General features: G+C 72.6%; 20 protein-coding genes and 1 pseudogene. 12 read left to right on the top strand and 9 right to left on the bottom strand.

The features are described 5' to 3' along the window. Window positions 1–24: 24 nt before the first annotated feature. Complete coding sequence (locus ACA361_RS30720) at window positions 25–408, bottom strand: globin (protein ID WP_375017742.1); 384 nt, start codon at window positions 406–408, stop codon at window positions 25–27. A 219-nt stretch (window positions 409–627) separates the two neighbouring features. Here ACA361_RS30720 and ACA361_RS30715 point away from each other — a divergent pair, with 219 nt between their 5' ends. Then, window positions 628–1,818, top strand: a complete 1,191-nt coding sequence (locus ACA361_RS30715) for an RNA-guided endonuclease InsQ/TnpB family protein (protein ID WP_375017740.1) — start codon at window positions 628–630, stop codon at window positions 1,816–1,818. A 59-nt stretch (window positions 1,819–1,877) separates the two neighbouring features. Here ACA361_RS30715 and ACA361_RS30710 read toward each other — a convergent pair whose 3' ends face one another. Together ACA361_RS30710 and ACA361_RS30705 are read right to left on the bottom strand one after the other, a co-directional pair. After that, window positions 1,878–2,876, bottom strand: coding sequence for a mechanosensitive ion channel family protein (locus ACA361_RS30710; RefSeq protein ID WP_375017738.1), 999 nt, complete (start codon window positions 2,874–2,876; stop codon window positions 1,878–1,880). Between the two features lie 504 nt (window positions 2,877–3,380). Further along, the gene (locus tag ACA361_RS30705) at window positions 3,381–3,767 is read right to left on the bottom strand and encodes a hypothetical protein (RefSeq protein ID WP_375017737.1); all 387 of its coding nucleotides are present in this window, start codon (window positions 3,765–3,767) and stop codon (window positions 3,381–3,383) included. A 402-nt stretch (window positions 3,768–4,169) separates the two neighbouring features. Between ACA361_RS30705 and ACA361_RS30700 the strand changes: the two genes are divergently transcribed. Both ACA361_RS30700 and ACA361_RS30695 read left to right on the top strand, forming a co-directional pair. Beyond that, window positions 4,170–5,822 (top strand): XRE family transcriptional regulator, encoded by a 1,653-nt coding sequence (locus ACA361_RS30700; protein WP_375017736.1) that lies wholly within the window; start codon window positions 4,170–4,172, stop codon window positions 5,820–5,822. A gap of 1 nt (window position 5,823) precedes the next feature. Continuing rightward, the gene (locus tag ACA361_RS30695; RefSeq protein WP_375017734.1) at window positions 5,824–6,414 is read left to right on the top strand and encodes a GNAT family N-acetyltransferase; all 591 of its coding nucleotides are present in this window, start codon (window positions 5,824–5,826) and stop codon (window positions 6,412–6,414) included. Between the two features lie 9 nt (window positions 6,415–6,423). Here ACA361_RS30695 and ACA361_RS30690 read toward each other — a convergent pair whose 3' ends face one another. Both ACA361_RS30690 and ACA361_RS30685 read right to left on the bottom strand, forming a co-directional pair. Next, entirely contained in the window at window positions 6,424–7,206 is a 783-nt protein-coding gene (locus tag ACA361_RS30690; protein WP_375017732.1) for a class I SAM-dependent methyltransferase, read from the bottom strand. A 120-nt stretch (window positions 7,207–7,326) separates the two neighbouring features. Next, window positions 7,327–9,387: a prolyl oligopeptidase family protein gene (locus tag ACA361_RS30685; RefSeq protein ID WP_375017730.1), complete on the bottom strand. Its 2,061-nt coding sequence runs from the start codon at window positions 9,385–9,387 to the stop codon at window positions 7,327–7,329. 199 nt (window positions 9,388–9,586) lie between these two features. Here ACA361_RS30685 and ACA361_RS30680 point away from each other — a divergent pair, with 199 nt between their 5' ends. After that, a complete protein-coding gene (locus ACA361_RS30680; RefSeq protein ID WP_375017728.1) occupies window positions 9,587–10,321 on the top strand; it encodes a hypothetical protein in 735 nt (244 codons plus the stop codon). Window positions 10,322–10,554: 233 nt separating this feature from the next. Next, window positions 10,555–11,064 (top strand): HNH endonuclease, encoded by a 510-nt coding sequence (locus ACA361_RS30675; RefSeq protein WP_375017727.1) that lies wholly within the window; start codon window positions 10,555–10,557, stop codon window positions 11,062–11,064. A gap of 44 nt (window positions 11,065–11,108) precedes the next feature. Here ACA361_RS30675 and ACA361_RS30670 read toward each other — a convergent pair whose 3' ends face one another. The 3 genes from ACA361_RS30670 to ACA361_RS30660 all read right to left on the bottom strand — a co-directional run bounded on the left by ACA361_RS30670 (window position 11,109) and on the right by ACA361_RS30660 (window position 14,511). Then, window positions 11,109–11,327, bottom strand: coding sequence for a zinc ribbon domain-containing protein (locus ACA361_RS30670; RefSeq protein ID WP_375017725.1), 219 nt, complete (start codon window positions 11,325–11,327; stop codon window positions 11,109–11,111). A gap of 39 nt (window positions 11,328–11,366) precedes the next feature. After that, window positions 11,367–13,220 carry a dihydroxy-acid dehydratase gene (gene ilvD, locus ACA361_RS30665; protein ID WP_375017723.1) on the bottom strand — a complete coding sequence of 618 codons (1,854 nt, stop codon included), beginning with the start codon at window positions 13,218–13,220 and terminating at the stop codon, window positions 11,367–11,369. Window positions 13,221–13,605: 385 nt separating this feature from the next. After that, window positions 13,606–14,511 (bottom strand): nuclease-related domain-containing protein, encoded by a 906-nt coding sequence (locus tag ACA361_RS30660; RefSeq protein WP_375017722.1) that lies wholly within the window; start codon window positions 14,509–14,511, stop codon window positions 13,606–13,608. A 237-nt stretch (window positions 14,512–14,748) separates the two neighbouring features. Here ACA361_RS30660 and ACA361_RS30655 point away from each other — a divergent pair, with 237 nt between their 5' ends. Next, on the top strand, window positions 14,749–16,173 hold the full coding sequence (locus ACA361_RS30655; protein WP_375017720.1) for an amidase: 1,425 nt from the start codon (window positions 14,749–14,751) through the stop codon (window positions 16,171–16,173). A 139-nt stretch (window positions 16,174–16,312) separates the two neighbouring features. Continuing rightward, window positions 16,313–18,400: a 4-alpha-glucanotransferase gene (gene malQ, locus ACA361_RS30650; protein WP_375017718.1), complete on the top strand. Its 2,088-nt coding sequence runs from the start codon at window positions 16,313–16,315 to the stop codon at window positions 18,398–18,400. Between the two features lie 934 nt (window positions 18,401–19,334). On the opposite strand, the pseudogene pepN reads toward malQ, so the two are convergent. Continuing rightward, a pseudogene (gene pepN, locus ACA361_RS30645) lies at window positions 19,335–21,902 on the bottom strand (aminopeptidase N); the annotation flags it as partial. A 202-nt stretch (window positions 21,903–22,104) separates the two neighbouring features. On the opposite strand from pepN, the gene ACA361_RS30640 reads away from it, so the two are divergent. From ACA361_RS30640 to ACA361_RS30620, 5 genes are all read left to right on the top strand, one after another. Further along, window positions 22,105–22,722 carry a disulfide bond formation protein DsbA gene (locus ACA361_RS30640; RefSeq protein ID WP_375017716.1) on the top strand — a complete coding sequence of 206 codons (618 nt, stop codon included), beginning with the start codon at window positions 22,105–22,107 and terminating at the stop codon, window positions 22,720–22,722. A 125-nt stretch (window positions 22,723–22,847) separates the two neighbouring features. Next, the gene (locus ACA361_RS30635) at window positions 22,848–23,534 is read left to right on the top strand and encodes an energy-coupling factor ABC transporter permease (RefSeq protein WP_375017714.1); all 687 of its coding nucleotides are present in this window, start codon (window positions 22,848–22,850) and stop codon (window positions 23,532–23,534) included. After that, window positions 23,531–23,842: a PDGLE domain-containing protein gene (locus tag ACA361_RS30630; protein WP_375017713.1), complete on the top strand. Its 312-nt coding sequence runs from the start codon at window positions 23,531–23,533 to the stop codon at window positions 23,840–23,842. Before ACA361_RS30635 ends, ACA361_RS30630 begins: the two co-directional genes overlap by 4 nt. Next, on the top strand, window positions 23,843–24,607 hold the full coding sequence (cbiQ, locus tag ACA361_RS30625; protein ID WP_375017711.1) for a cobalt ECF transporter T component CbiQ: 765 nt from the start codon (window positions 23,843–23,845) through the stop codon (window positions 24,605–24,607). Then, entirely contained in the window at window positions 24,604–25,353 is a 750-nt protein-coding gene (locus tag ACA361_RS30620) for an energy-coupling factor ABC transporter ATP-binding protein (RefSeq protein ID WP_375017709.1), read from the top strand. The genes cbiQ and ACA361_RS30620 overlap by 4 nt, the downstream gene beginning before the upstream one ends. Window positions 25,354–25,381 lie beyond the last annotated feature (28 nt).

Below are 25,381 nucleotides of genomic sequence, written 5' to 3'. Positions count from 1 at the left end.
GAGGGGCCGGCCGGCGCCGCCCGTTCAGGTGGGGGAGTTGACCAGGCTCTTGGCGGCCATGGTGAAGTAGCGCCAGAGCATGTCCTCAAGCTCCTGGGGCAGCTCCAGCTCGTCCACGGCGTCCCGCATGTGGCGCAGCCAGGCGTCCCGCTCGGCCTCGCCGATCACGAACGGCACGTGCCGCATCCGCAGCCGCGGATGGCCGCGCTCCTGGCTGTAGGTGCCGGGCCCGCCCCAGTACTGGATGAGGAAGAGCCGCAGCCGCTCCTCGGCCGGCCCGAGATCTTCCTCCGGGTAGAGGGGGCGGAGCAGCGGATCCTCGGCCACGCCCTCGTAGAAGCGGTGGACCAGGCGCCGGAAGGTCTCCTCACCGCCGACCGCTTCGTAAAACGTCACCTGTTCAGCCATCAGGACTCCTTCGAGGGAAACACGTGCTTCGGCAGGTAGGGGTATCGGAGGCCCTCAGCGCGGCCCGGCATGGCCGGGCCGCCCTCTGGAGAGAAAACCGTCCCACGAATGTGCGTGCACATGCATACTTGAATGGTGATCCGCGCCTGCAAGTTCCTGCTGCGCCCGACCGTGGGTCAGCGGCAGGCCTTGGACGCGTAGCTTCGCGATCACTGCTCGTTGTACAACGCCGCGTTGCAGGAGCGGCGGGACGCCTACCGGCACCCCTCCAGAACCAAGGTCAGGTACGGGGACCAGTCCGCGCAGCTGAAGGAGATCCGGGCATACGACGCTGAACGTCAGGGTCGCTGGTCGTTCTCCTCGCAGCAGGCCACGCTGCGGCGCCTGGACAGGGCGTTCGCCGCGTTCTTCCGCCGCGTGAAAAGGGGCGAGAGCCCTGGTTATCCCAGGTTCAAGGGCGCCGGGCACTTCGACACCGTCGTCTTCCCCAAGGACGGCGACGGGTGCCGCTGGGACTCCACCCCGCACGACCCGCAGACCCGCCTCCGGCTCCAGGGCGTCGGGCACGTCCGCGTCCACCAGCACCGTCCGGTCCGGGGCCGCGTGAAAACGATCAGCGTCAAACGCGAGGGCACCCGCTGGTACGTGGTTCTGGCCTGCGACAACGTGCCCGGCGAACCGCTCCCGCCCACCGGCGCGGCTGTCGGCGTCGACGTGGGGATCGTGCACTTCCTGACCACCTCCGACGGCCGGCATGTCGCCAATCCCCGATTCCTGGAGGCCGCCAGTGAGGAACTGGCCGCAGCTCAGCGGCATCTGGCCACGTTCCCCGAGCGGACGCGGCAGCGCACCAAGCGGCACCGGGCCGCCGCCCGCAAGGTCGCCAGGTTGCATGCCAAGATCCGGCGGCAACGCCTGGACTTCCACCACAAGACCGCCCGCACCCTGGTCACCACCCATGACGTCATCGCGCACGAGCGGCTCAACACTGCGGGTATGACCCGCACACCCGTACCCAAGCCCGCCCCGGACATGCCCGGCGCGTTCCTGCCCAACGGCGCCGCCGCCAAGGCCGGACTCAACCGCGCCATCCTCGACGCGGGTTGGGGACGGTTCCTGACGATCCTGGCGAACAAGGCTGAAAGCGCCGGTCGCCGCGTGATCGCAGTGAACGCCCGCAACACCTCCCGCACCTGCCCCCGCTGCGGGCACTGCGCACGGGAGAACCGCCTCACCCAAGCCGACTTCCGGTGCACCGCGTGCGGGTACGCGGCCAACGCCGATCATGTCGGCGCGGCGAACATCCTGAACAGGGCCGGGCTGGTCCTCTGCGGCGGCGCTGAGTCGACGCCGCAGGAAGCCCGCCGCTTCGGCGGTGGGTGGAGTCACAGCGCTGTCCACCCTATGTGAGGAGTGTGAGAGTCCGGCGGTTTCGGCAAGATCATTTAACGAATCGCGGGCCGTCCGGATCAGGGGGCGGCGGGGCTGGCGACGGCGATGCCGGCCTCGTCGAACGCCTTCTTGACGCGTTCGCGGAGTTCGCGCGCCACGTCCGCCTGGCGGCCCGGGGCGGTCTTGAGGACGATCCGGACGATCACGGCGTCGCCGGCCAGCGCCTGGACGCCCCACACCGACGGCTCCTCCAGGATGATCTCGTCCCAGTCGGCCGCCACCGACAGCTCGTCGGCGGTGCGCTTCATGATCTCCTTGACCTTCTCGACGTCCTCGCCGATGTCGACGGGGATGTCCAGGACGGTGCGGCCCCAGTTCTGGGACTCGTTGCCGACCTTCTTGATCTCGCCGTTCGGGACGTACCAGACGACGCCGTTCACGTCGCGCATCCGGGTGACCCGCAGGGTGACGGCCTCGACCGTGCCCTTGGCGCTGCCGACGTCGATCACGTCGCCGACGCCGTACTGGTCCTCCAGCAGCATGAACAGCCCCGCCAGGAAGTCCTTGACGATGTTCTGCGCGCCGAAGCCGACCGCCATGCCGATCACGGTGGCGCTGGCCAGCACCGGGGTGAGGTTGAGGCCGATCTGCCCGAGGACGCTGAAGAACGCCAGCCCCATGATCACGATCGACGCGATGCTGCGCAGGACCGAGCCCATGGTCTGGGCCCGCTGGGCGCGCCGCTGGTTGAGCAGCGCGGGGCTGCCGTCGAAGATGGTCCGGGAGTGCTCGCGGACCTTGGCCGACATGGTGCTCTCGGCCATCCGCAGCGTGATCCTGGTGATCATGCGGTGCGCCATCGAGCGCAGCACCAGCGCGATCACCAGGATCATGGTGATCCAGAAGAGCGTGGTCAGCGGCCTGTCGAGCCAGGCGTGGAAGAACCGGGTGAAGTCATCGTTGTGCGAGACGTTCCACACCATCCGGCAGGCCACGCTTGGGCTCTTGCTGTTGCAGGCGGCCTCCGGCGTGCCCTCCTGGGCGAGGAGGCGCAAGGGACCGAGCGTGAGTGACATCGGGCAGACCCTCCCCGGCCGGTTCGTGGACGTCGCGTCGACTCGCCGTGGACCCGCGGCGGTACGAGCCCGATCGTAGGGGACGTGACGAGCGGTTCGTACGCGCCGGACGAGCGGCGACCCGGCCGGGGAGGGACTGGTAGGAAGGCCGCGGACCCGGCGATACGGGTGTGAGGAAGACGGGTCCGCGGCGTGGTCTGGGCGCGGGGAGGCGCGATGCGCGGCGCGGGTGCGGTGCCGCGCAGGGACGGTCAGGGCAGGGCAGGAGCGGCGGCCTGCCCGCCCGCGCTCCCGGTCCCCGAACCCGCGTGAGGCGCCCGGCCGGAGCCGGGCACCGGACGGGGTGGCCCGTGAGCCGCCCGGGAGCCCGGGCGGGTGAGGCCGGTGGACCGCGGCGGACGTTCCGTACGGAAGGCCCGCCGCGGACGCACCGGACGAACGTGTCCCGCGAGGCCGGCGGCTGCCGCGCCGTTCCGGCCGCGACCCCGCGGGACACGCCCGGCTCTATGAGTGGCCGGCCGGCCACTCCACCGCCGTTTCCGGCGGACGATGAAGCCCCCCAGGGAACGCCTCCCCGCTGAACTGCTCCCTGGGGAACTCTTTGCCGCGGAGGCAGGACAGGGGCCGCAGCACGTTCGCGAGCTTGGAGGCGGCGCCGTCCGGGTCGTCCACCCGGTGCATGCGCTCCCCCCAGGACCACCAGAAGTAGTGGCCGGGGGACTCCGGGCAGGGGGCGCAGGTGACGTCCTCGGCCAGGCTGGCCGCGTCCGGGTTGACCACCCGCAGGAAGGCGGGCCCCGACCGGGTCCGGACGACCCTGGCCACGAGCCCCCGCGTGCCGAGCTCGTGCTCCAGCTCCTCGAGGTAGCCCGTGCGTCTGTCCGTGACCACCCTGCCCACCCCCTCCGTCATGAAGACCGCTCACGTTCTGTACACTGGCCCGCCCTCGATCCGCGTGATCGAAGATCGAACTCTGTGGATTCGCTCCGTTACACGCCGCGAGAATTGCAACTCTCACACCCCGCGGTCAAGGGGACCCCTCCGGTGCCGGGTGGTACACCTCATCCGCGGGAAGAGGATCCCCCTCTTCGGAGGAAGAATCTCTACCTCGGTATCCGGGACGCACTCCCCATCACCGGAGTTTCTGCGGAATGGCTTGGCCGGCCTCGCCGTCAGAGTTACGCTCTGTGCGCACCAAGTTATCTGTCGTGGCCATCTAGAAAACCGGTCGCCGTGTCCGGAAGCGGGGTGTTTATCCCTCTTCTGGCCCCAGCGGTGAGGAGGCCGGAACCGATGTCGGATCCCCCCAGGAAAGAAACCGACATTGCGCGCCAAATACGCGCGCGTGGTCTGGCCCGAGGGCAATGTCCCGTAGAGATCGCGGAGCGCATCCACGACGAATGCGGGCCGCTTTTCGGGACGAGCCGGGTCAAGGCTCACCGGCTCTCGCACGGCGTCGCCCTGTCCGACGTCGTGGCCCAGGTCAAGGCGCTGTACGAGGTCGACGGCAAACCCCTGCCGCGTCTGGGGGAGACCCTGCTGTCGGCGTACGAGAGCGGCTACAAGCGGCCCGGACCGGAATACCTCCATTACCTCTGCGCCGTATATCGGGTCGAACCGGACGAGCTCGGGTACCAGAGCCCGTGCATCTGCGGCCGCGGTCACGCGGCCGGACCGGCGGCCGCGGTGGCCGCGCAGCATCCCGCCGTCCCGGAGCGCTCCCCTCTCGCTCCGGTGCCGGACCGACCGCTCGAGGGCACGGTCGTCGGACAGCCGGGCGACCAACATTGGATCTCCGTCAGTGAACTTCGGGGCGCCGACCGCGCCGGCGGCCCCGTCTCCATCGATGTGGGAGAGGAGGACATCGTGCTTCGTAGAACCCTTTTGCAACTGCTGGCCGGAGCGGGCGTGGCGCTCGACGGCCAGTTCCTCGGCGCCGTCGACAACCTTCGTCGCAAGATGGACGACACCCTGGTCAGCGCCACCGTGTCGCCGACGATGCTCGACCAGTGGGAGGAGACGACGCTCGGCTACGGCCGCCAGTACCAGGCCACCCCGTCCCTGCGGATGCTGTGCGACGTGCTGCTGGACTTCAGCGAGGTCCGGCGGATGGCCGACAAGCGGCAGCCGGTCGAGCTCCAGGAGCGGCTGTGCCGCATCGCCGCCCAGCTGTCCGGCCTGTCCGGCCTGATCATGATCAACCTTGGCGACCACCGGCTGGCCCGCTCGTTCTTCCGGACGGCCCGGACGGCCGCCGACGAGACCGGCGACCGGCACCTGCGCGCCTGGGTGACGGTGCGCGAGTCGCTGGTCCCGATGTACTACGGCGACCCGCGGGAGGCGCTGCACCTGGCCCGCAAGGCCCAGGACCTCGCCGGCCGCAGCCCGGGGGTCGCGGCCGCGATGGCGCCCGCCGTCGAGGCCCGCGCGCTCGGCCTGCTGGCGATGCGGGGCCGGGGCGACGCCGCGCCCAGCGCCCGCCGCGCCCTGGTGCGCGGCCGGGCCGTCTTCGACCAGCTCAGCGCCGAACAGACCGGTGATCTGGCGTTCGGCTTCACCGACCGGCAGATGGCCTTCTACGAAGGTGACACCTTCACTAATCTCGGCGATCACCGGCACGGCGACGAGGTGCTGAGCCGGGCGCTGACGCTGTACTCGCCGACCGACCGGGTCGACCGCACCCTCGTCCGGCTCGACCGCGCGACCTGCCAGCTGCACGCGGGCAACCCGGACGGGGCGCTGCACGCGGGCCGGGACGCGATCCTGGACCTTCCCCCCGAGCACCGTTCCGACATCCTGGTCCACCGGGCCCGGCAGATCGGCGCCGCGGTCGGCGCCAAGCACCCCGGCTTCCCCGGCCTCCAGGACTTCTACGAGGCGCTCGCGGGCCCCTCGGTGACCAGCCCGACGACCGACCCGGCCGTTCCCCCGGCCCAGCAGGTCTGACATGGCGTTCCGAGACGCGGCCCGCACCCTGGTCCGGCTCCGCGGGGAGCCGCCCGCCTGGGGGTTCGGCGACCTCTACCTGCGCCGCTACCGCAACGAGGACCACGGCACGGTCCTCGACCTGCACCGGGAGGGCCTGGCACAGGTCGGCCTGCGCCCCGGTGACGGCGTCTACTACGACCACGACTTCTTCCGGATGGAGGACATCTACCTGCGCAACGACGGCGAGTTCCTGGTCGGCGAGCTGGACGGCCGGATCGTCGCGATGGGCGGCCTGCGCCGCGCCGACCTGGTCCCCGCGGGCCAGGACCGCGCGCTGGGCGGCTACATCCTGGGCGGCCCGGCCCTGGACGCCGTCGAGATGGTCCGGCTGCGCGTCAGCCCCGACGTCCAGCGCCGCGGCTACGGCGCCGCGGTCGTCGAGGCCCTGGAGCAGCGCGCCGCCGAGTACGGCTACCGCGTCCTGCGCGCCGACACCACCGAGCTCCAGGGGCCCGCGCTCGCCCTCTACCGCCGCTTCGGCTGGACGGTGACCCGGCGCGAGCCGATCGGCGGCATCGTGAACGTCTACCTGGAGAAGCGGCTCCGCTGACGCGGGCCCTCAGGTCCGGGTGGCGCCGACCATCTGCATGGCCGCGTAGCGGCGCCGCCTGATGTCCTCGAACCCGCTCGCCCGCAGGAAGCCGGTGATCTCGCCGTCGCCGAAGAGCCGGACGCCGGACACCTCGGCGATGGCGCGGCCGCCGAGCCGGCTCAGCGGCAGCCCCGGCCGCCGGCTGGTCAGCACGACCAGCCGGCCGCCGGGCCGGAGCACCCGCACCATGCCGTCGAGCGCCCGCCACGGGTCGTCGATGAGGTAGAGCGCGCCGAAGCAGCAGACCGCGTCGAACGTCCCGTCCCGGAACGGCAGGTCCACGGCGTCGCCGCGGACGTACCCGACCCGGGGGTCGGCGGTGTCGCGGGCGGCGCGGGCGAGCATCCCCTCGGCCACGTCCAGCCCGACGACCAGGCCGTCCTCGCCGGTTCCCGCGGCGAGCGCGCGGGTGACGTTCCCCGGGCCGCACGCCACGTCCAGGACGTTCGCGTCCGGGCGGTCCGCGCCGAGCCCGAGCCAGGCGCGTGCCAGCGCGTGCTCCTGGGCCGTGTCCGGCCCGAGCGGCCAGCCCTTGGCCAGGTTGAACCCGACCGGCCGCCACACCCGCTCGTAGATCTGCGGCAGGAACGCCGACTCCATCACCCGCTGCGCGATGCTGGGCGCGGCCTCCTCGCCCGGCGGCAGCAGGTCGAGGTAGCCGGCGGAGAAGTCGGGGACGGCCGGCGGCGCGTCCAGCAGCCCGAGGATCCGCTCGCGCACGGCACGGCCGCTCAGCATCGAGGCGTTCACACCCTTTATTCGACCACGCGTCAATTAGCCGCGCCCGCCGTTCACCCACGGTGTGACGAACCTTACGTACCGCGGGAACGGGCGCGGTCTCCGGTGCGAGCGGTTCCCGTCGAACGGCCGTCAGAACAGCCCGGTCTGCGCCCCCATGAACGAAAGCGTGTCGGTCATCAGCCCCACCGTGCGGCTGACGGACCGGGCGTCGTGCCCCACCTCCGCCTCGTTGCGCAGCAGGATCGGCGCGTCGCCGGACGTCGCGTGCTGGAGCGCCGCGCACATCTTGCGGGCGTGCAGCGGGTCGACGCGGGTGTCGCTGTCGAAGACGGTGAACAGGACCGCCGGGTACGCCACCCCCTTGCGGACGCGGTGGTACGGCGAGTAACCGAGGAGCCAGCCGAACTCCTCGGGGTCGGCGGCGGTGCCGTACTCGTCGTTCCAGGTCTGGCCGAGGCCGAAGCGCTCGTACCGGACCATGTCGAGGAGCGGCGCGGAGCAGACGACGGCGCGGTAGAGGTCGGGGCGCTGGGTGAGGGCGGCGCCGACGAGCAGCCCGCCGTTGGACCCGCCGGAGATCGCCAGGCGGGCGGGCGTGGTCAGCCCGTCGGCGATCAGCTTCTCGGCGGCGGCGTGGAAGTCGTCGAAGACGTTCTGCTTGTTCTCCCGCATGCCGGCGCGGTGCCACTCCTCGCCCTCCTCGGAGCCGCCGCGGAGGTTGGCGACGGCGTAGACGCCGCCGGCCTCCACCCAGGCGAGGATGCTCGCGGAGTACGCGGGCGTGAGGGAGATGTTGAAGCCGCCGTAGCCGTACAGGATCGCGGGGCGGGGGCCGGTGGCGCCGGGCCGGGACAGCACCAGCATCCGGACCTCGGTGCCGTCGTACGAGGTGTACGTGACCTGCCGCGACTCGATCTCGGGGACGTCGACCGTCCCGGGTGCGGTGGCCCACGTGCCGGCCTCGCCGGTGCGCGCGTCGTACCGCAGGACGCGCGTCGGGGTGACGTTGTCTGTGTAGGCGAACCACGCCTCGTGGCCGCCCTCGGGCCGCTCGACGAGCCCGCCGATGGTGCCGAGGCCGGGCAGCGGGACGGTGCCGGTCCGCTCGCCGGTGGCCAGGTCGTGCACGGTAATCTCGCTGATCGCGTGCCGGGTCCAGCCGGCCAGCAGCACGCCGTCCAGGATCGCGTAGTCGGTGAGGACCGCCTCGGGGTCCTCCGGGACCAGGTCGCGCCAGTTCTCGTACGCGGGGTCGGCCGGGTCGGCGACGCAGAGCCGGGAGCGCGGCGCGCCGCGGTCGGTGAAGATGTACGCGCGGCCGTCGCGGCCCACGTGCAGGCTCGTCCCGGCGTCCACGCCCTCCTGGACGACCCGCAGCGCGGGCGCCTCGGGGGCGGAGGCGTGCAGGTCGGCGATCCACAGGTCGTTGCGCGGCGCCGTCCCCTGGGACGCGGAGATCGTGAGCCAGCGGCCGTCGCGGCTGACGCCCACGCCGTAGTAGTTGGTCTTGTCGAGCCCGTCGCCGAAGATCAGGACGTCGTCGGTCTCCGGGTCGGTGCCGACGCGGTGCAGGTAGACGCGGCGGTGGTACTGCTCCTCGCCCGCGGGGACCGCGCCGGGCGGCAGCCGCCGGACGTAGTAGTACGCCTCGCCGCCGGGCAGCCAGGCCGCGGCGGAGTAGCGGCCGCGGTCGATCGGGCCCTCGACGCGCTCGCCGGTTGCCACGTCCATGACGTACAGGAGCGACTCCTCGTCGCCGCCCTTGGAGATCTTGTACGCGAGCCGCCGGCCCTCCTTGTCGGGCTGCCAGCCGTCCAGCGTCGTGGTGCCGGCGGGGTCGAGCGCCATCGGGTCGATCAGGACGCGCTCGCCGCCGTCCGGGCCGGCGGTGTAGAGGACGGGGTGCTCCTGGTCCGCGCCGCGCCGGGTGTAGAAGCACCAGTCGCCCCGCCAGACGGGCGGGCCCACGCTGCCGGCCGACAGCAGCTCGGTGAGCCGCTCGCGGAGGCGCTCGCGCCCGGGGAGCCCGCCGATCCGCTCCTGGAACAGCTGCTCCTGGGCCGCGAGCCATGCCTCGGTGTCGCCGCCCGCGCGGTCCTCCAGCCAGCGGTACGGGTCGGCCACCTGGTGCCCATGGAGATCGTCGACGATGTCCTCGCGCTGGGCGGGCGGGTACGGCGGTCGGTTCATGATCTGCACTTTATGCGGCTCCCGTCCCTGCCCGCGCCGTCCCCGCGGCCGATACAGGACGGCGCGTTCCGGCGAGTCGGGAAGCTTTCCGGCAAAGCGCCGTACCGACCTGGCGGCGCGGCCGTGTCGGAGGGTGTATGCGCAGGTCATCTTGGTAGTAGTGGGGGGGACAGCGGATTCGATCAACGGGGGTTTGATCATGAAACGCATCGTCGGCGGGCGCCGCGCGCCCGCCCGCCTCGCCGTCCTCGCCGCCGCCGCGGCGGTGGCGCCGCTCGCGGCCGGGCCCGCGCAGGCGGCACCGCCCAAGGGCGGTGAGGTGGAGTTCCGGTACTCCGATCCGGAGTTCGCCGAGTCCGGCAACCGGGTCACCTGGCGCTGGACCGTGCACAACCGCGGCGCCAAGGCCGTGAACGACCTCAAGCTCGTCCACACCCTGACGCCACGCCTCAAGGTCTCCTCGGTGAGCGCGCCCTGCCGCGTGCGCGAGGGAGCCGTGCGGTGCGACTACCGCGCGCTGCGGCCGGACGGGGAGAAGAGCGGCGTGCTGGTCGCCGAACTGCCGCGGGACGCCGCGGGCGCCGTCGAGGTCAAGGGCCGGGTGACCTGGCGCCACGGCACCGCGCCCGCCACCGACACGGCCGCGCCGCCGGCGCAGTCGACGCCGGACGCGCAGACCTCGCCGAACACGCCGAACACGACGGACACGCCGTCTGCGCCGAAGGAACAGACCGCGCCGAAGCAGCAGTCCGCGCCGAAGGAGCAGGCCCCGCCGAAGGGGCAGTCGTCGCCGCCCGCGCAGGCCCCGGCGGACGCGGGGACGCCCGTCTCGTCCGTGCCGAGCGAGGGGGCCGCCACCGCCGTCGCGCCGCCCGAACGGGAGGAGGGCCCCGAGCCGAGGCCGAACCTGAACGCCGTCACGCAGGTGCCCTGAAACGCCGCTCATTACCACGGGTCAGGTCAAGGCGCGTTCAATTCGCAGTCCTTGGGGGGATTAATGGGGTAGCGGACCGCCTCCTCAGGCGCCACACTGATTGCGGGTCGGTTCGCCCCTGAGGAGGTCCTCATGGCGGGTTCGCAGGTGCCGGAGATAATACTCGGGCCTCGGTGGGAGGCGCGTCCGCGCGCGTCCGCCGAGGCTACGCAGAGCCGGGTGGAGGACGCCCGATGAGACAGGTGCTCCTCCTGAACGCCACCTACGAACCGCTCACGACGCTCTCCATGCGGCGGGCCGTCTGCCTGATCCTGCGGGAGAAGGCCGAGGTCGTGCACACCGACGCCTCGGGCGCGGTGCTCCATTCGGCCGCGATGTCGATCGAGGTGCCGTCGGTCATCAGGCTCCGCCGGTACGTCCGGATCCCGTTCCGCACCCGCGTCCCGCTCACCCGCGCGGCGCTGATGCGGCGCGACAACTTCCGCTGCGCCTACTGCGGCCGCCGGGCCGAGACCATCGACCACGTCCAGCCGCGCAGCCGCGGCGGCCAGCACGTGTGGGAGAACTGCGTCGCCTCGTGCACGCCCTGCAACCACCGCAAGGCCGACCGCCTGCTGGAGGAGATCGGCTGGACCCTCAAGGTCACGCCCGGCGTCCCGCGCGGCGCGCACTGGAGACTGATCGGCATCGTCAACGACGGCGACCCCCAGTGGGCCGCCTACGTCAGCGAGCCGGCCGCCTGAGCGGGCCGTTCATCTCGTTCGGCCCGCTCATCCCGTTCGACCGGTCAGCCGCAGCAGCCGCCTCCGCAGCAACCTCCGCCGCCCGCCGGCGGGGGCGCGGGGGCTCCGCCGCGGGCCGCGCCGGTGACCGCGACGGTGGACAGCAGCTTGACGGTGTCGTCGTGACCGTCGGGACAGGAGGCTGGCGCGGACGCCTCGCTCATCGGGCGGGACACCTCGAAGTTCGTCCCGCACGCGCGGCAGCGGTAGTCATAGCGTGGCACGCCACCAAGGATAGAGGCGGCGTGCCACGAACGGTACGGTCAGCGGCCGAGCTGGCCGATGTCCCTCGCGGCGCCCGTGGACGCCGAGGTGGTCATGGCCGCGTACGCCTGGAGGGCGGCGGTGACCGGGCGCTGCCGGTCGCGGGGCCGGAAGCCGCCGAGGTCGGCCTGGAGCTTCTCGCGGCGGGCGGCCAGCTCGTGCTCCGGGACGTCCAGCTGGAGGATCCGGCGCGGGATGTCGATCACGACGCTGTCGCCGTCCTCGACCAGCGCGATGTCGCCGCCGGCCGCGGCCTCGGGGGAGGCGTGGCCGATGGACAGGCCGGACGTGCCGCCGGAGAACCGGCCGTCGGTGATCAGCGCGCATGCCTTGCCGAGGCCGCGGCCCTTCAGGAAGCTCGTCGGGTAGAGCATCTCCTGCATGCCGGGGCCGCCCTTGGGGCCCTCGTAGCGGATGACGACGACGTCGCCCTCCTTGACCCTGCCGCCGAGGATGCCCTCGGCCGCCTCGTCCTGGCTCTCGAAGACGACCGCGGGGCCGGTGAAGGTCCACAGCTCCTCTTCGACGCCGGCGGTCTTCACGATGGCGCCGTCGGGCGCGATGTTGCCGTACAGGACGGCCAGGCCGCCGTCGGTGGTGTAGGCGTGCTCGACGTCGCGGATGCAGCCCCGCTCGCGGTCGAGGTCGAGGTCGTCCCAGCGGGCGCTCTGGCCGGACGCCTGGGTGGTGCGGACGCCGCCCGGCGCCGCGTGGTACATCTCGACGGCCTCGGGGGCGATGTCGGGGGAGCGGACGTCCCAGGCCGCCAGCCACTCCGGCAGGGACGCGGCGTGGATCGCGTGGACGGAGCGGTTGAGCAGCCCGGCCCGGTCGAGCTCGCCGAGCAGGGCGGGGATTCCGCCGGCGCGGTGGCAGTCCTCGACGTGGTACTCGGGGGTGGCGGGGGCGAGCTTGCACACGCAGGGGATGCGGCGGGAGAGCTCGTCGATCTCCTTGAGGCCGAAGTCGACGGCGCCCTCGTGCGCGGCGGCCAGCAGGTGCAGGATCGTGTTGGTGGAGCCGCCCATCGCGATGTCGAGCGCCATGGCGTTCTCGAACGCGTCGCGGGTGGCGATGTTGAGCGGCAGGACCGCGTCGTCGTCCTGCTCGTAGTAGCGCTTGGCGATCTCCACGACGGTGCGGCCCGCGTCGGCGTACAGCTTCTTGCGGGCGGTGTGGGTGGCCAGGACGGTGCCGTTGCCGGGCAGCGCCAGCCCGAGCGCCTCGGTGAGGCAGTTCATCGAGTTGGCGGTGAACATGCCCGAGCAGGAGCCGCAGGTCGGGCAGGCGGCCTCCTCCATCTTGGCGAGCGTCTCGTCGGACACCGACTCGTCGGCGGAGGCGATCATCGGGTCGATCAGGTCGAGCTTGTGGCCGCCGCTGACGCCCTCGACCGGCTTGCCGGCCTCCATCGGGCCGCCGGAGACGAAGACGGTGGGGATGTTGAGCCGCATCGCGGCGATCAGCATCCCGGGGGTGATCTTGTCGCAGTTGGAGACGCAGATCAGCGCGTCGGCGCAGTGCGCGTTGACCATGTACTCGACCGCGTCGGCGATCAGCTCGCGGGACGGCAGCGAGTAGAGCATGCCGCCGTGGCCCATGGCGATGCCGTCGTCGACCGCGATCGTGTTGAACTCGCGGGGGACGCCGCCGGCCTCCTTGACCGCGGCGGCGACCATGTCGCCGACCTCGCGCAGGTGGACGTGGCCGGGCACGAACTGGGTGAAGCTGTTGGCGACCGCCACGATCGGCTTGCCGAAGTCCTCCCGCTCTACGCCGCTGGCGCGCATGAGGGCGCGCGCGCCCACCATGTTCCTGCCGTGGGTGACCGTACGTGACCTGAGCGGGGGCATCCGAGACCTCTCCAACCTGTGACGTGCTCCGGCATCGATCGTACGTCCGGCGGCCGCGTCCTCGCGGCGGGCGGAACGATCAAGATTTCCGGGGCTGTTCCCGATTCGTGTGTGCAGCGGCGGATCGCGGCGCTGCGGCCGGCTCGGCAGAGGTCGTGTAGGGCCGGCCCGTATCGCTCGATGGTATCAACCGCGCGCAGGTGAGCACGCCGGGTGCGTCCTGGCCGAGCGGCCCAGGAGAAGAGCCAGGTGAACCAGGGGAAGAGCCAGGCGGCCCAGGGAGAACCGGGCGGTCCTGGGAAGCGGCCGGTGCCGGGGAAGTCAGACGGCCCTGGGAAGGGGCAGGCGGCCCTGGGGAAGAGTAGGGCCGCCCCCTGAACGGCGCCTACTTCTCTCCTTCGGCGGCCCGCACGGATTGCGCGGACTGCGCGGACTGCGCGGAGGCCGGCTGCGCGGCCGCCGTCTCGGCCGGCGGGCCGTCCAGATGCGCGGCCGCGTCGGGATACTTGGGCGGAAGGGCCTTCTGCGCGGCCTGGTAGATCCGCATGATGTCGGTCTCGGTCAGCACCTTGGGCCGGCGGCGCAGGTAGCCGCGCGCCCGGTTGCCGGCGTAGACGTCGACGTCCCGGACCCGCATGACCTTCCACGGGATGGACGGGCCGTAGATCGCCACCGACGCCTGGACCGGGACGTCGAACCCGACCCGGGTGCCGATGATCTTGGCCGCCTGCTCGGCCTCCCAGCGCGCCTCGTCCAGCCGGTCCTTCTTGTTGAACGGGCCGTGGAAGAGCTTGCGATGGGAGAGCGTCCGCACCGGGAGCCGCTTGTCCCACTTCTCCGAGTCGATGGCGTACACGCCGCTCGGGCCGATGACCAGGTGGTCGATCCGGCCGTCGCTGACGCCCTCGTCGTCGCGCGGGACGGCCCGCGCGTGCAGCACGTGGTAGCCGCCCTTCTCCAGCGAGCGCAGCTGCTTCTCGGTGCGCCGCTCGGCGGCCGAGGACCGCTGCCACGCGGGCACGCTGGAGTCCGTGCGGGACCGGCGCACCACGTCGGCGACGACGGCCAGCACGGCGACGGTGAGCCCGACCCGCACGCTGACCAGGATCGAGGCCACCAGGGCCAGGACGACCGCCGCGCCGGCGCGCCAGAGCCACAGGCGCACGCGCGGTTGCTTGAGCAGCTCGTCGAACGACCCCCGCCCGGGCGGCCGGTCCTGCGGCCCGCCGGCAGAGGTTTCCTGAGGCTGCCCCCGCGCCCCGTTGGTGTCGCCCCGCTCCGTGATCGCCATGAGTGACGCTCCGTGTTCCTTTCGTCGGGCAGGCATGATCCTCCGTGCGCAGAGTAATCATTTTCCGCGTTCGGAGACTAGCCATGCCGGGTTAATACTTTTGTCGCCGCCGCGATGGGGTTGGTTGTTGGCATGACCGGGTACGGCCGTTCTCTCGCTCTTCGCGCCCCTCTTTCGCGGTTGGTCGCCGTTGCCCATCTTTGATGCTGAGGCATCCGCCGTCTAGCGTTCCGCTGTGTGACTCATACCCATGATCTGAGCGCCATCCGGCTGGCCGCCGCGATCCGTGCGCGCGAACTGTCCCCGGTCGAGGTGGCCGACCACTACCTGGACCGCATCGAACGGCTGAACGCCCAGGTGGGGGCCTATGTGACGGTGACCGGAGAGCGGTTCCGGGAGGAGGCCCGCACGGCGGAGAAGCAGGTCACGGAGGCGGCCGACCCCGCCGAGCTGCCGCCGCTGCTGGGGGTCCCGGTGCCGATCAAGGACCTGAACATGGTGAACGGCGTGCCGATGACCTTCGGTTCGGCGATTTTTCATGATCTGACCGGTTTTGCCGATGACAACGTCGTCGTCCTGCTGAGGCAAGCGGGATCTGTCCTTCCGGGTAAGACGACGACCCCCGAATTCGGCCTGCCCTGTTACACCGAAAGCGCCGTCGCGCCCGCCGCCCGCACCCCCTGGGACCTCTCCCGGTCGGCCGGCGGCTCCAGCGGCGGCGCGGCCGCGGCGGTGGCGGCCGGGCTGGCGCCGGTCGCCCAGGGCAGCGACGGCGGCGGCTCCATCCGCATCCCGAGCAGCGCGTGCGGGCTCTTCGGCCTCAAGCCGACCCGCGGCCGGGTCTCGCAGGGCCCGGTCGTCCCGGACCTGTTCGGCCTGTCGACCAACGGCCCCATCGCCCGCACCGTCCGGGACGCGGCCCTGCTGCTCGACGTGATGGCCCGCCCGATGCCCGGCGACCTCTACCGGGCACCCGAGGCGGACGGGTCCTTCCTCGCCCACGCCGAGCGCCCGCCGGGCCGCCTGCGCATCGCCCGCAGCCGCGAGCCGGCCGTTCCGGGCGCCGAGGTGCACCCGGACTGCGTCGCGGCGTACGAGGACGCGAGCGTGCTGCTGGAGGAGCTCGGGCACGACGTCGTCGAGCTGCCGCAGGTGCTCGGGCCCGAACTGGTGCCGATCTTCGAGACGCTCTGGGGCGTGATGGCCACGGTCACCCCCGTCGACCCCGCCCGCGAGCACCTCCTCCAGCCCCTCACCCGCTGGCTGCGCGAGCGCGGGCACGCCACGTCCGCCCCCGAGCTGTTCGGCGCGCACGCGACGCTCCAGGCGGCCCTGCGCGCCGCGTTCCCGGTGATGAACGAGTTCGACGCGATCCTGCATCCGACGCTGGCGCGGCCGCCCGTGCCGGTCGGCCACTTCCACGGCCAGGAGCCGGCGGAGAACTTCGAGCGCCAGAAGCACTTCACGCCGTTCTGCGCGCCGTACAACGTGTCCGGCCAGCCCGCCGTCACCGTGCCGCTCCACTGGAACGCCGACGGCCTGCCCATCGGCGTCATGCTCGCGGGCCGCCTCGGGGGAGAGGGCACCCTGCTGTCGCTCGCGGCGCAACTGGAGGAGGCGCGCCCCTGGATCGACCGCAAGCCCCCCATCTGGAACGAGTGACCGGGACCGGCAGGAGCTTAAGGCCGCGCTCAGGGGTATTGCGTAAGGGGGTGTCAGGGAGTGCGGTGGGCCGCGGACTAAAGGGCAGGGTCAGAGCGTGGCGGATGCGGAACTGAACAGGCTGGCTTCGGCGCATCGGGTGGCGACGCGCTACACGGACTGGCGGGGGCGCGACACCGACGTCTCCGAGGACACGCTGAAGGCCGTCCTCACGTCCCTGGGCGCGGACGTGTCCACGCCCTCGGCCGTACGGGACACCCTCGCCCGGCTGGAGGAGGAGCGGCGCACCCGGCTGCTCCCGCCGATCCTCTTCCAGCGCGCCGGCCGTCCCGGCACGATCCGGATCCCCTGGGGCGCCCGCGGCGCGGACGAGGTGTGGCTGGACATGGCCACGGGCGGCAGCGTCGAGCTGCACGGCACGACGGTGCGCTCGCCCGAGGGGCTGCTGAAGCAGTACCACCTGCCTCCGGGGACGCCCGCCGGCTGGCACCGGGTGCGCGTCCGCGTCCGGAGCCAGTGGCGGGAGGTCGGCGCGCCCCTTCTCGTCACCCCGCAGCGGCTGGAACCCCCGGCGCGGGCGTGGGGCCTGACGGTCCAGCTGTACTCCGTCCGGTCCGAGAACTCCTGGGGCATGGGCGACCTGCACGACCTGGCGGACCTCGCGGCGTGGAGCGGCCAGGAGATGGGCGCGGGCTTCCTCCTGGTCAACCCGCTGCACGCGACCGAGCCGGTGCCTCCCATCACGCCCTCCCCCTACTCGCCGATGAGCCGCCGCTTCGCCAGTCCCCTCTACCTGCGGGTGGAGGACGTGGCGGAGTACGCCGCCCTCCCCGCCCGGGACCGGGAGCGCTTCGCCGCCATGACGGTCGAGCCCCTCGACAGGGACGCCGTATGGGAGACGAAGCGCGAGGCGCTCGAAGCGGTGTACGCGGTTCCGCGCGGCACCGCCAGGCAGGAGGCGTTCGACTGGTACCGCCACCGGGAGGGGGCGCCGCTGATGGCGTTCGCCACCTGGAGCGCCCTCAGCGAGGAGCACGGCGCGGACTGGCGGCGCTGGCCGGCGGAGCTGCGCGACGCGGAGAACCCGGCGGTCGCGTACGCGGCCAAGCGGCTGGCCGACCGCGTCGACTTCCACGCCTGGCTCCAGTGGCAGCTGGACGAGCAGCTCGCGCAGGCGCAGACGGTGGCGCGGGCGTCCGGCATGCCGGTCGGGATCGTCCACGACCTCGCCGTGGGCGTGCATCCCGGCAGCGCGGACGCCTGGATGTACCGGCCGATGTTCGCCCCCGGGATGAGCGTCGGCGCCCCGCCGGACGAGTTCAACCAGCGCGGCCAGGACTGGGGGCAGCCGCCGTGGCATCCGGAGCGGCTCGCCGAGGCCGCGTACCTGCCGTTCCGGGGCATGCTCGCCGCGGCCCTGCGGCACGGCGGCGGCCTCCGGCTCGACCACGCGATGCAGATCTCGCGGCTCTGGTGGGTGCCCGAGGGCGGCTCTCCGGCGGAGGGCACGTACGTCGCGTACGACCGGGAGGCGATGCTGTCCACGCTCGTCTGGGAGGCGGCCCGGACCGGCGCCGTCGTCGTGGGCGAGGACCTCGGGACGGTGGAGCCGGAGGTGCGCGAGGACCTCGCCGACCGGGGCGTCCTGGGCACCTCGCTCCTGTGGTTCGAACGGGACGGCGAGGGGCGGCCGCGCAGGCCGTCCGGATGGCGGGAGGCGTCGCTGGCCACCGTCGGCACCCACGACATGCCGCCCATCACCGGGTTCCTGCACGCCGACCACATCGAGCTGCGCGACCGCCTCGACCTCCTCACGCGCCCGGTGGAGACGGAGCTCGGCGACCACCGCGCGCAGCTCACGGACTGGCTGCGCCTGCTCCACGAGGAAGGGCTGCTGGGTACGCCCCCGGAGGACGTGCTGCACGCAGTGGAGGCCGGTGACACCTCCTACGACGCGGAGGTTACGGCGGCCCTGCACGCCTTCCTGTGCCGTACGCCCGCGCGACTCATCGGCGTCTCCCTGGCCGACGCCGTGGGGGAGCGCCGTACGCAGAACCAGCCCGGGACGGTGGACGAGTACCCCAACTGGCGCGTCCCTCTGGCCGACTCCGGTGGCGAGCCCGTGATGATGGAGGACCTGCCGTCCTCGGCCTCCCTGCAAGCGGCGCTCGCGCCGTTCAGCGCCTCACGACAGGGCCGCGACGAGGCGGGACGAGACGTCGTCTAGGAGCGTGTCGGGCTCGATCCGGGTAGCGGCGATCGCCGAGAACAGGGCCGGGAGACCCGGGAGCGGGTACGTGTCGTCCTCGGCGGAGGCGAGGACGTCCTTCGCCAGCGGATGGCGCTTGAACGACGCGCGCGCACGCGCCCACGCCGTCTGGACCTCCTCGGGAGAGGGCACACCGAAGCCGTGCCCTACCGGCGCGGCGTGCCGGAGCCTCACCAGCGCGCCCTCCGTGAACTCGGCGGCGAGCTTGCACCGCGCCTCCAGGTCGGCCCGTACATCGGCGTCCAGCCGGCCCATGACAGAGCACGGCGTCCGGCAGCGGGCCGCGCAGTCGCCCAGCGCCTGCGCGACCTGGCTGTGCTGGCGGTCCAGGTAGGCGCGCCAGCCGGGCGGGGGCTCGTTGGCGACGCGCAGGGCGCGGTCGCACGCCGACCGCTCCGGGCGGGTGTGGTCGCAGGTGCGCGCCTCGCCGGGTTCGAGCGCGACGCCGAAGCGGCTGCCGGGGCCTGTGACGGCCTCCTTGAGCCGGGCCGGGTCGCCGGCGTGGCCGAGCACGGGCTCCCAGGCCAGGAGCGCGGCGTACTCGCTGGCGATGTGCACCGCCGCCACCAGCGCGGCCATCTCGCGCCGCTCCCAGCGGATCGCGACGACCTCCAGCAGCAGCGCGTACGCCGGGCGCAGGCTGGCGAGAGCGCCCCGGGGGTACTCGCGGGGGCGCTGCGGCATCCGGCTGAAATGGGCGCGTTCGAGCAGATCCTCGGGGACCTCCCCGACCTCCTCGGGCATGCCGAAGTCCTCGGCGTCCAGGTCGAGGACCCGCTGCCCGAACGCGCACAGCGCCGCCACCCGCGTCGCGTCCCCGTCCAGTACGGGGCCGCTCGACACGAGCGCCTCGATGTCCCCGAACGCATGCCTTCGTGCCAGTTCCGTCAGTACGTCCCGCGCGGTCTTCACCGTCCCAGCCTTCCACCTCGCGGCCCTCCGACAGCAGCCGCACCAGCGCGGCCGGCGGCCGGTTCTCGGCGATGTAGGACTCGGTGCGGTCGATCGTGGTCTGGTCGACGACCAGGAACGGGTAGGCGACCTCGGCGAACGTCTGGGACATGTCGCCGCTCCACTCCTTCCAGATCCGGCCGACCTCCGCGAAGTACCTGTCCACGTACGGGACGAGCAGCTCGGCCTGGTCGGGCTCCACGAACCCGCCCAGCGTCGCCCGGAACACCGCGTTCGGCAGCTTCCCGCCGATGATCGACTCCCAGGCCGCGGCCTTGGCCTCGGCGGTCGGGATCGCGGCCCGGCAGCCGGCCGCGTGCCGCTCGCCGGCGGCGGTCGGGTCGCGCTCCAGCTCGGCGTCGATCTCGGCCTCGCCGGCGCGGCCGGTCACCACCAGGCGGCGCAGCAGCGTCCAGCGCAGCTCGGTGTCGACGGTGAGCCCGGCGGGGACCTCCGAGCCGTCCAGCATCCCGGCGATCACGTTCAGGTGCCGGTCGGAGACGGCGGTGCCGGCGAACGCCTGGACGTAGGCGAGCTGGAAGTCCGACCCGGCCTCGGCGCCGGTCGCCAGCTCGTGCAGGGCGTCGGCGAGCAGGCCGAGGCCCGTGGCGCGCCAGCCCGGGTCGGCGTACTGCTGGAGCGCGGTGCGCGTCTGCCGCAGCAGCGTCTGCGCGACCGAGATGTCGGTGACGCCGCGGATGCCGCTGATGACGAGCTTGACGTAGTCGCGGGTGGCCATCTCGGCGTCCCGCGTCATGTCCCACGCCGCCGACCAGCACAGGGCGCGCGGCAGCCCGTCCTTGATGTCGCCGATGCCGGAGACGAGGGTCGACTGCGAGTGGTCGTCCAGCCGGATCTTGGCGTAGGTGAGGTCGTCGTCGTTCACCAGGACGAGGTCGGGCCGCTTCCTGCCGACCAGCTCCTTGACCTCGGTGCGCGCGCCGACGACGTCCAGCTCGATCCGCTCCCGCCGCACGAGTTTGCTGCGGGGGGACGACCCCCCGCTCCCCCCGGCGACCGCGTCAGGGCCCTCGTCCGTGCGGTCGTAGAGCCCGATCGCGACGCGGTGCGAGCGCAGCGTCGGGTAGTCCGGCTTGGCCTCCTGGAGCACGGCGAACGAGGTGAAGTCGCCGTTCGCGTCCACCTCGTACGAGGGCCGCAGCGTGTTGACGCCCGCCGTCTCCAGCCACTCCTTCGACCAGGACGCCAGGTCGCGGCCGGAGGTCTCCTCCAGCGCGTCCAGCAGGTCCGACAGGACCGTGTTGCCCCACGCGTGCCGCCGGAAGTAGCGCCGCACGCCCTCCAGGAAGTTGTCGCGGCCCACGTACGCGACCAGCTGCTTGAGCACGCTGGCGCCCTTGGCGTAGGTGATCCCGTCGAAGTTGACCTCGACCGCCTGGATGTCGGGGATGTCCGCCGAGATGGGGTGCGTGGACGGCAGCTGGTCCTGCCGGTACGCCCACGCCTTCATCAGGTTGGCGAACGTCGTCCAGGACCCCTTCCACTTGGTGGCCTCTGCCTGGCACAGCACGCTCATGTACGTCGCGAACGACTCGTTCAGCCACAGGTCGTCCCACCAGCGCATGGTGACCAGGTCGCCGAACCACATGTGCGCCATCTCGTGCAGGATCGTCTCGGCGCGGCGCTCGTACGCGGCGTCCGTCACCCGCGACCGGAAGACGTAGTCCTCCAGGAACGTGACGGCGCCGGCGTTCTCCATCGCGCCCGCGTTGAACTCCGGCACGAACAGCTGGTCGTACTTGGTGAACGGGTACGGCCGCCCGAACACGTCCTCGAAGTACGCGAAGCCCTGCCGCGTCACGTCCACGATCGCGGCCGCGTCCAGGTGCTCGGCCAGCGACGCGCGGCAGTAGACGCCCAGCGGGATCACGCTGCCGTCCGCCCGCCGGTACTCGTCGGTCTCGACGTGGTACGGGCCCGCGATCAGCGCCGTGATGTAGGTCGAGACGCGCGGCGTCGGCGGGAAGTGCCAGGAACCGCCCTCGCTCCGGTCGGCGGCCTCGTTCGTCACGACCTGCCAGTCCTCGGGCGCGGTCACGGTGAACTCGAACGTCGCCTTGAGGTCGGGCTGGTCGAAGCACGTGTACATCCGGTGCGCGTCGGCCGTCTCGAACTGCGTGTACAGGTAGACGCTCTGGTCCACCGGGTCCACGAACCGGTGCAGGCCCTCACCGGAACGGGAGTACGCGCAGTCGGCCACGACGCGCAGCTCGTTGGACTCGGCGATGGAGGGCAGCGGCAGCCGGCCCTTCTCGGCGTCGTAGGTGGCGGGGTCGAGCGCGGTGCCGTTCAGCGTGGCCTCGCGCACGACGGCGCCGTGCAGGTCGACGAAGGTCGACGCGCCGGCCTCGGTGCCGCCGAACCGGATCACGGTGGTGGAACCGAACCGTTCCTCACCCGTCGTGAGGTCGAGCTCGACCGTGTACGAGTCGACGGTGAGCAGCCGGGCCCGTTCCCGCGCCTCGTCGCGCGTGAGGTTGCCTGCCACATGTACTCCTTGGGTGTCCTGAAAGGTGTCGCTCCATGTCTACCAACCGCCCCGCCGCTCGTGGGGCGGTGGCGCGTCCATCGGTTCCGGTGTGGCGCCTGGGAGGGGCCGGGTACGGCCACCTCATGGCCGGGAATGGCGGTGCCCCTTCCCGGGTTGCCGTGGAAGAACCCTGATCAGTCCGTTCCTGTGGGAGGCCGCCTTGCCGTCCGAAGAATCGCGTACGCCCGTCGACTTCTGGTTCGACCCGCTGTGCCCGTGGGCGTGGATCACCTCGCGCTGGATCCACGAGGTGGCGAAGCTGCGGCCGATCGAGCCGCGCTGGCACGTGATGAGCCTGTCGGTCCTGAACGAGGGCCGCGACCTGCCGGAGAAGTACCGCGACCTGATGGACGTGGGCTGGGGGCCGGTGCGGGTCTGCATCGCGGCCGAGCAGAAGTACGGCCCGGAGGTCCTCGGCCGGCTCTACACCGAGCTCGGCACCCGCTTCCACCACGAGAAGCTGCCGAAGACCAAGGAGACGTTCGCGGCGGCCCTGGAGGCGGCGGGCCTGGACCCGGCGCTCGCCGAGGCGGCCGACTCGACCGCGTACGACGAGGCCCTGCGCGCCTCGCACAAGGTCGGCATCGACAAGGTCGGCCAGGAGGTCGGCACCCCGGTGATCGAGGTGGAGGGCAGCGCGTTCTTCGGCCCGGTCGTCACCCCGATCCCGCGCGGTGAGGCGGCCGTCAAGCTCTGGGACGGCGTGCTCGCGGTCGCGTCCACCGACGGTTTCTACGAGCTCAAGCGCACCCGCGACCGGGAGCCGATCTTCGACTGATCTTCCGCGCGGGCCCGCGCGGCCCGTTCCGGCGAGTGATCGGCTGTTGCGACTTTCTTGCAATTGCCGTCCGCGTGCGTTCACACTGGCTCTTATTCGTACATGCCGTGTGGATGGTGACGATCATGCACGTACCGGACGGATTTCTCGACGCGCCGGTCTCGCTCGCGGCGGGCGCGGTCGCCGTCGCGGGCGTGGCGGTGGCGCTGCGCGGCGCGCGGCGCGAGCTGGACGACCGCACGGCGCCGCTGGCCGGGCTGACCGCCGCCTTCGTGTTCGCCGCGCAGATGCTCAACTTCCCGGTCGCCGCCGGGACCAGCGGGCATCTGCTCGGCGGCGCGCTGGCGGCGATCCTCGTCGGGCCGTACGCGGGCGTCCTGTGCGTGTCGGTGGTCCTGCTCCTCCAGGCCCTCCTGTTCGCGGACGGCGGCGTCAGCGCGCTCGGCGTCAACATCACGCTGATGGCGCTGGTCACCGTCCCCGTCGGGTACGTACTGTTCCGGGCGCTCCTGCGGGTGCTGCCGAAGACGCGGCCGGCGGCGAGCGGGGCGGCGTTCCTGGCCGCCGCCGTGTCGGTGCCGGCCTCGGCGCTGGCGTTCACGCTGCTCTACGCGGCCGGCGGCACCACGGACGTCCCGATCGGCACGGTCGCCGCCGCGATGCTCGGGGTGCACGTGCTCATCGGCGTCGGCGAGGGGCTGATCACCGCGCTGGCCGTCTCCAGCGTCCTGGCCGTACGGCCCGACCTGGTGTACGGGGCGCGCGGCCTGGCCGCGAAGGCGCCGCTCCGCACGAAGGAGGCGGCGGTATGACCACCAGGCGCTTCTTCGCCGCCGCCCTCCTGGTCACGCTGGTCATGGCCGGGATCGTCAGCCACTACGCCAGCTCCAGCCCGGACGGCCTGGAGAAGGTCGCCGGCGACAAGGGCATCAGCGCCGGGGAGGCCGGGGAGAAGGAGCACGCGCTCAAGGACTCCCCGCTGGGCGACTACGGGGTCAAGGGGATCGACGACGCGCGCCTTTCGGGCGGCCTGTCCGGCGTGATCGGCGTCGGGGCCGTGCTGCTGGTGGGCGGCGGCCTGTTCTGGGCGCTGCGGCGGCGCCCGTCCCAGGACGACTAGATGGGCGCGGGCCATGTGCACCGGCTCTACGTGCGGGGCGACTCGCCGGTGCACCGGCTCCCGCCGCAGTGCAAGCTCGTCGCGCACCTGGCGTTCGTGCTCGCCGTGGTGGCGACGCCCCGCGAACGCGTCTGGGCCTTCGCGGCGTACGCGGCCCTGCTCGCCGCCGTCGCCGCAGCGGCCCGGATCCCGTACGGGACGGTGCTGCGCCGCACGATGATCGAGGTCCCGTTCGTGGCGTTCGCGCTGGCGATGCCGTTCGTCGCGACCGGCCCGGAGACCGCGGTACTCGGCCTCCACCTCAGCGTGGAGGGCCTCTGGGGCGCCTGGAACATCCTCGCCAAGGGCACCCTCGGCGTGGTCGCCTCGGTCCTGCTGGCCGCCACCACCGAGCCGCGCCTGCTCCTGCACGGCATCGAGCGGCTGCGGATGCCGCAGCCGATCACGCAGATCGCCGCGTTCATGCTCCGGTACGGCGACGTCGTCGCCGCCGAGCTGGGCCGGATGAGGACCGCCCGCGCCGCCCGCGGCTTCGAGCCGCGCGGCCTCCGCGACGCGCGCGTGCTGGCCCGCTCGCTCGGCGCGCTGTTCCTGCGCTCGTACGAGCGCGGCGAGCGGGTGCACCTGGCGATGGTCAGCCGCGGCTACGACGGCCGCATGCCCGTCCCGTACGACGTGGCCGCCTCGCCCCGCCAGTGGTCGGCCGCGGCCGCGCTGCCCCTCGCCGCCGCCCTGATCGCCCTCGCCGCCTGGACGGTGCCGTGAAGTCCCTGGAAGTGACCGGCCTCGCGTACGCCTATCCCGACGGCACCCAGGCCCTCTACGGCGTGGACGTCGCCGTCGAGCGCGGCGAGCGGGTGGCGCTGCTCGGCCCCAACGGCGCGGGCAAGACGACGCTCGTCCTGCACCTGAACGGCATCCTGCACGGCGGCCTCGGCTCCGTCCGCGTCGGCGGGCTGCTCGTCGACCCCGGGGACAGGAAGGCGCTGCGGGAGGTCCGCCGCCGCGTCGGCATCGTCTTCCAGGACCCCGACGACCAGCTGTTCATGCCGACGGTCCGCGAGGACGTCGCGTTCGGCCCCGCCAACCTCGGCCTGCGCGGCTCCGACCTGGACGCGCGGGTCGAGCGGGCGCTGGCCGCCGTCGGCATGCTGGACGCCGCCGGCCGCCCGCCGCAGCACCTCAGCTTCGGCCAGCGCCGCCGGGTGGCGGTCGCGACCGTCCTGGCGATGGAGCCGGAGATCCTGGTGCTGGACGAGCCGTCCTCCAACCTGGACCCGGCCGGCCGCCGCGAGCTCGCCGAGGTCCTGCTCTCCCTCGACGTGACGGTCCTGATGGTCACCCACGACCTCCCGTACGCGGCGCAGCTGTGCCCCCGCGCCCTCGTCCTCTCCGGCGGCGTCATCGCGGCGGACGGCCCCACCCTGGACGTCCTGTCCGACGCGGACCTCCTGGCGTCCCATCGCCTGGAACTCCCCTTCGGCTTCGATCCCGGCGCCGTGCGGAGCTGAGTCGGGGGAGTTCGGCCGTTCCGCTTGC

The organism is Actinomadura sp. 21ATH (genome assembly GCF_041951345.1).
Classification (GTDB): Bacteria; Actinomycetota; Actinomycetes; order Streptosporangiales; family Streptosporangiaceae; genus Spirillospora.
Note: the sequence above shows the minus strand (reverse complement) of the source record. Positions and strands in the feature narration are given on the sequence as shown.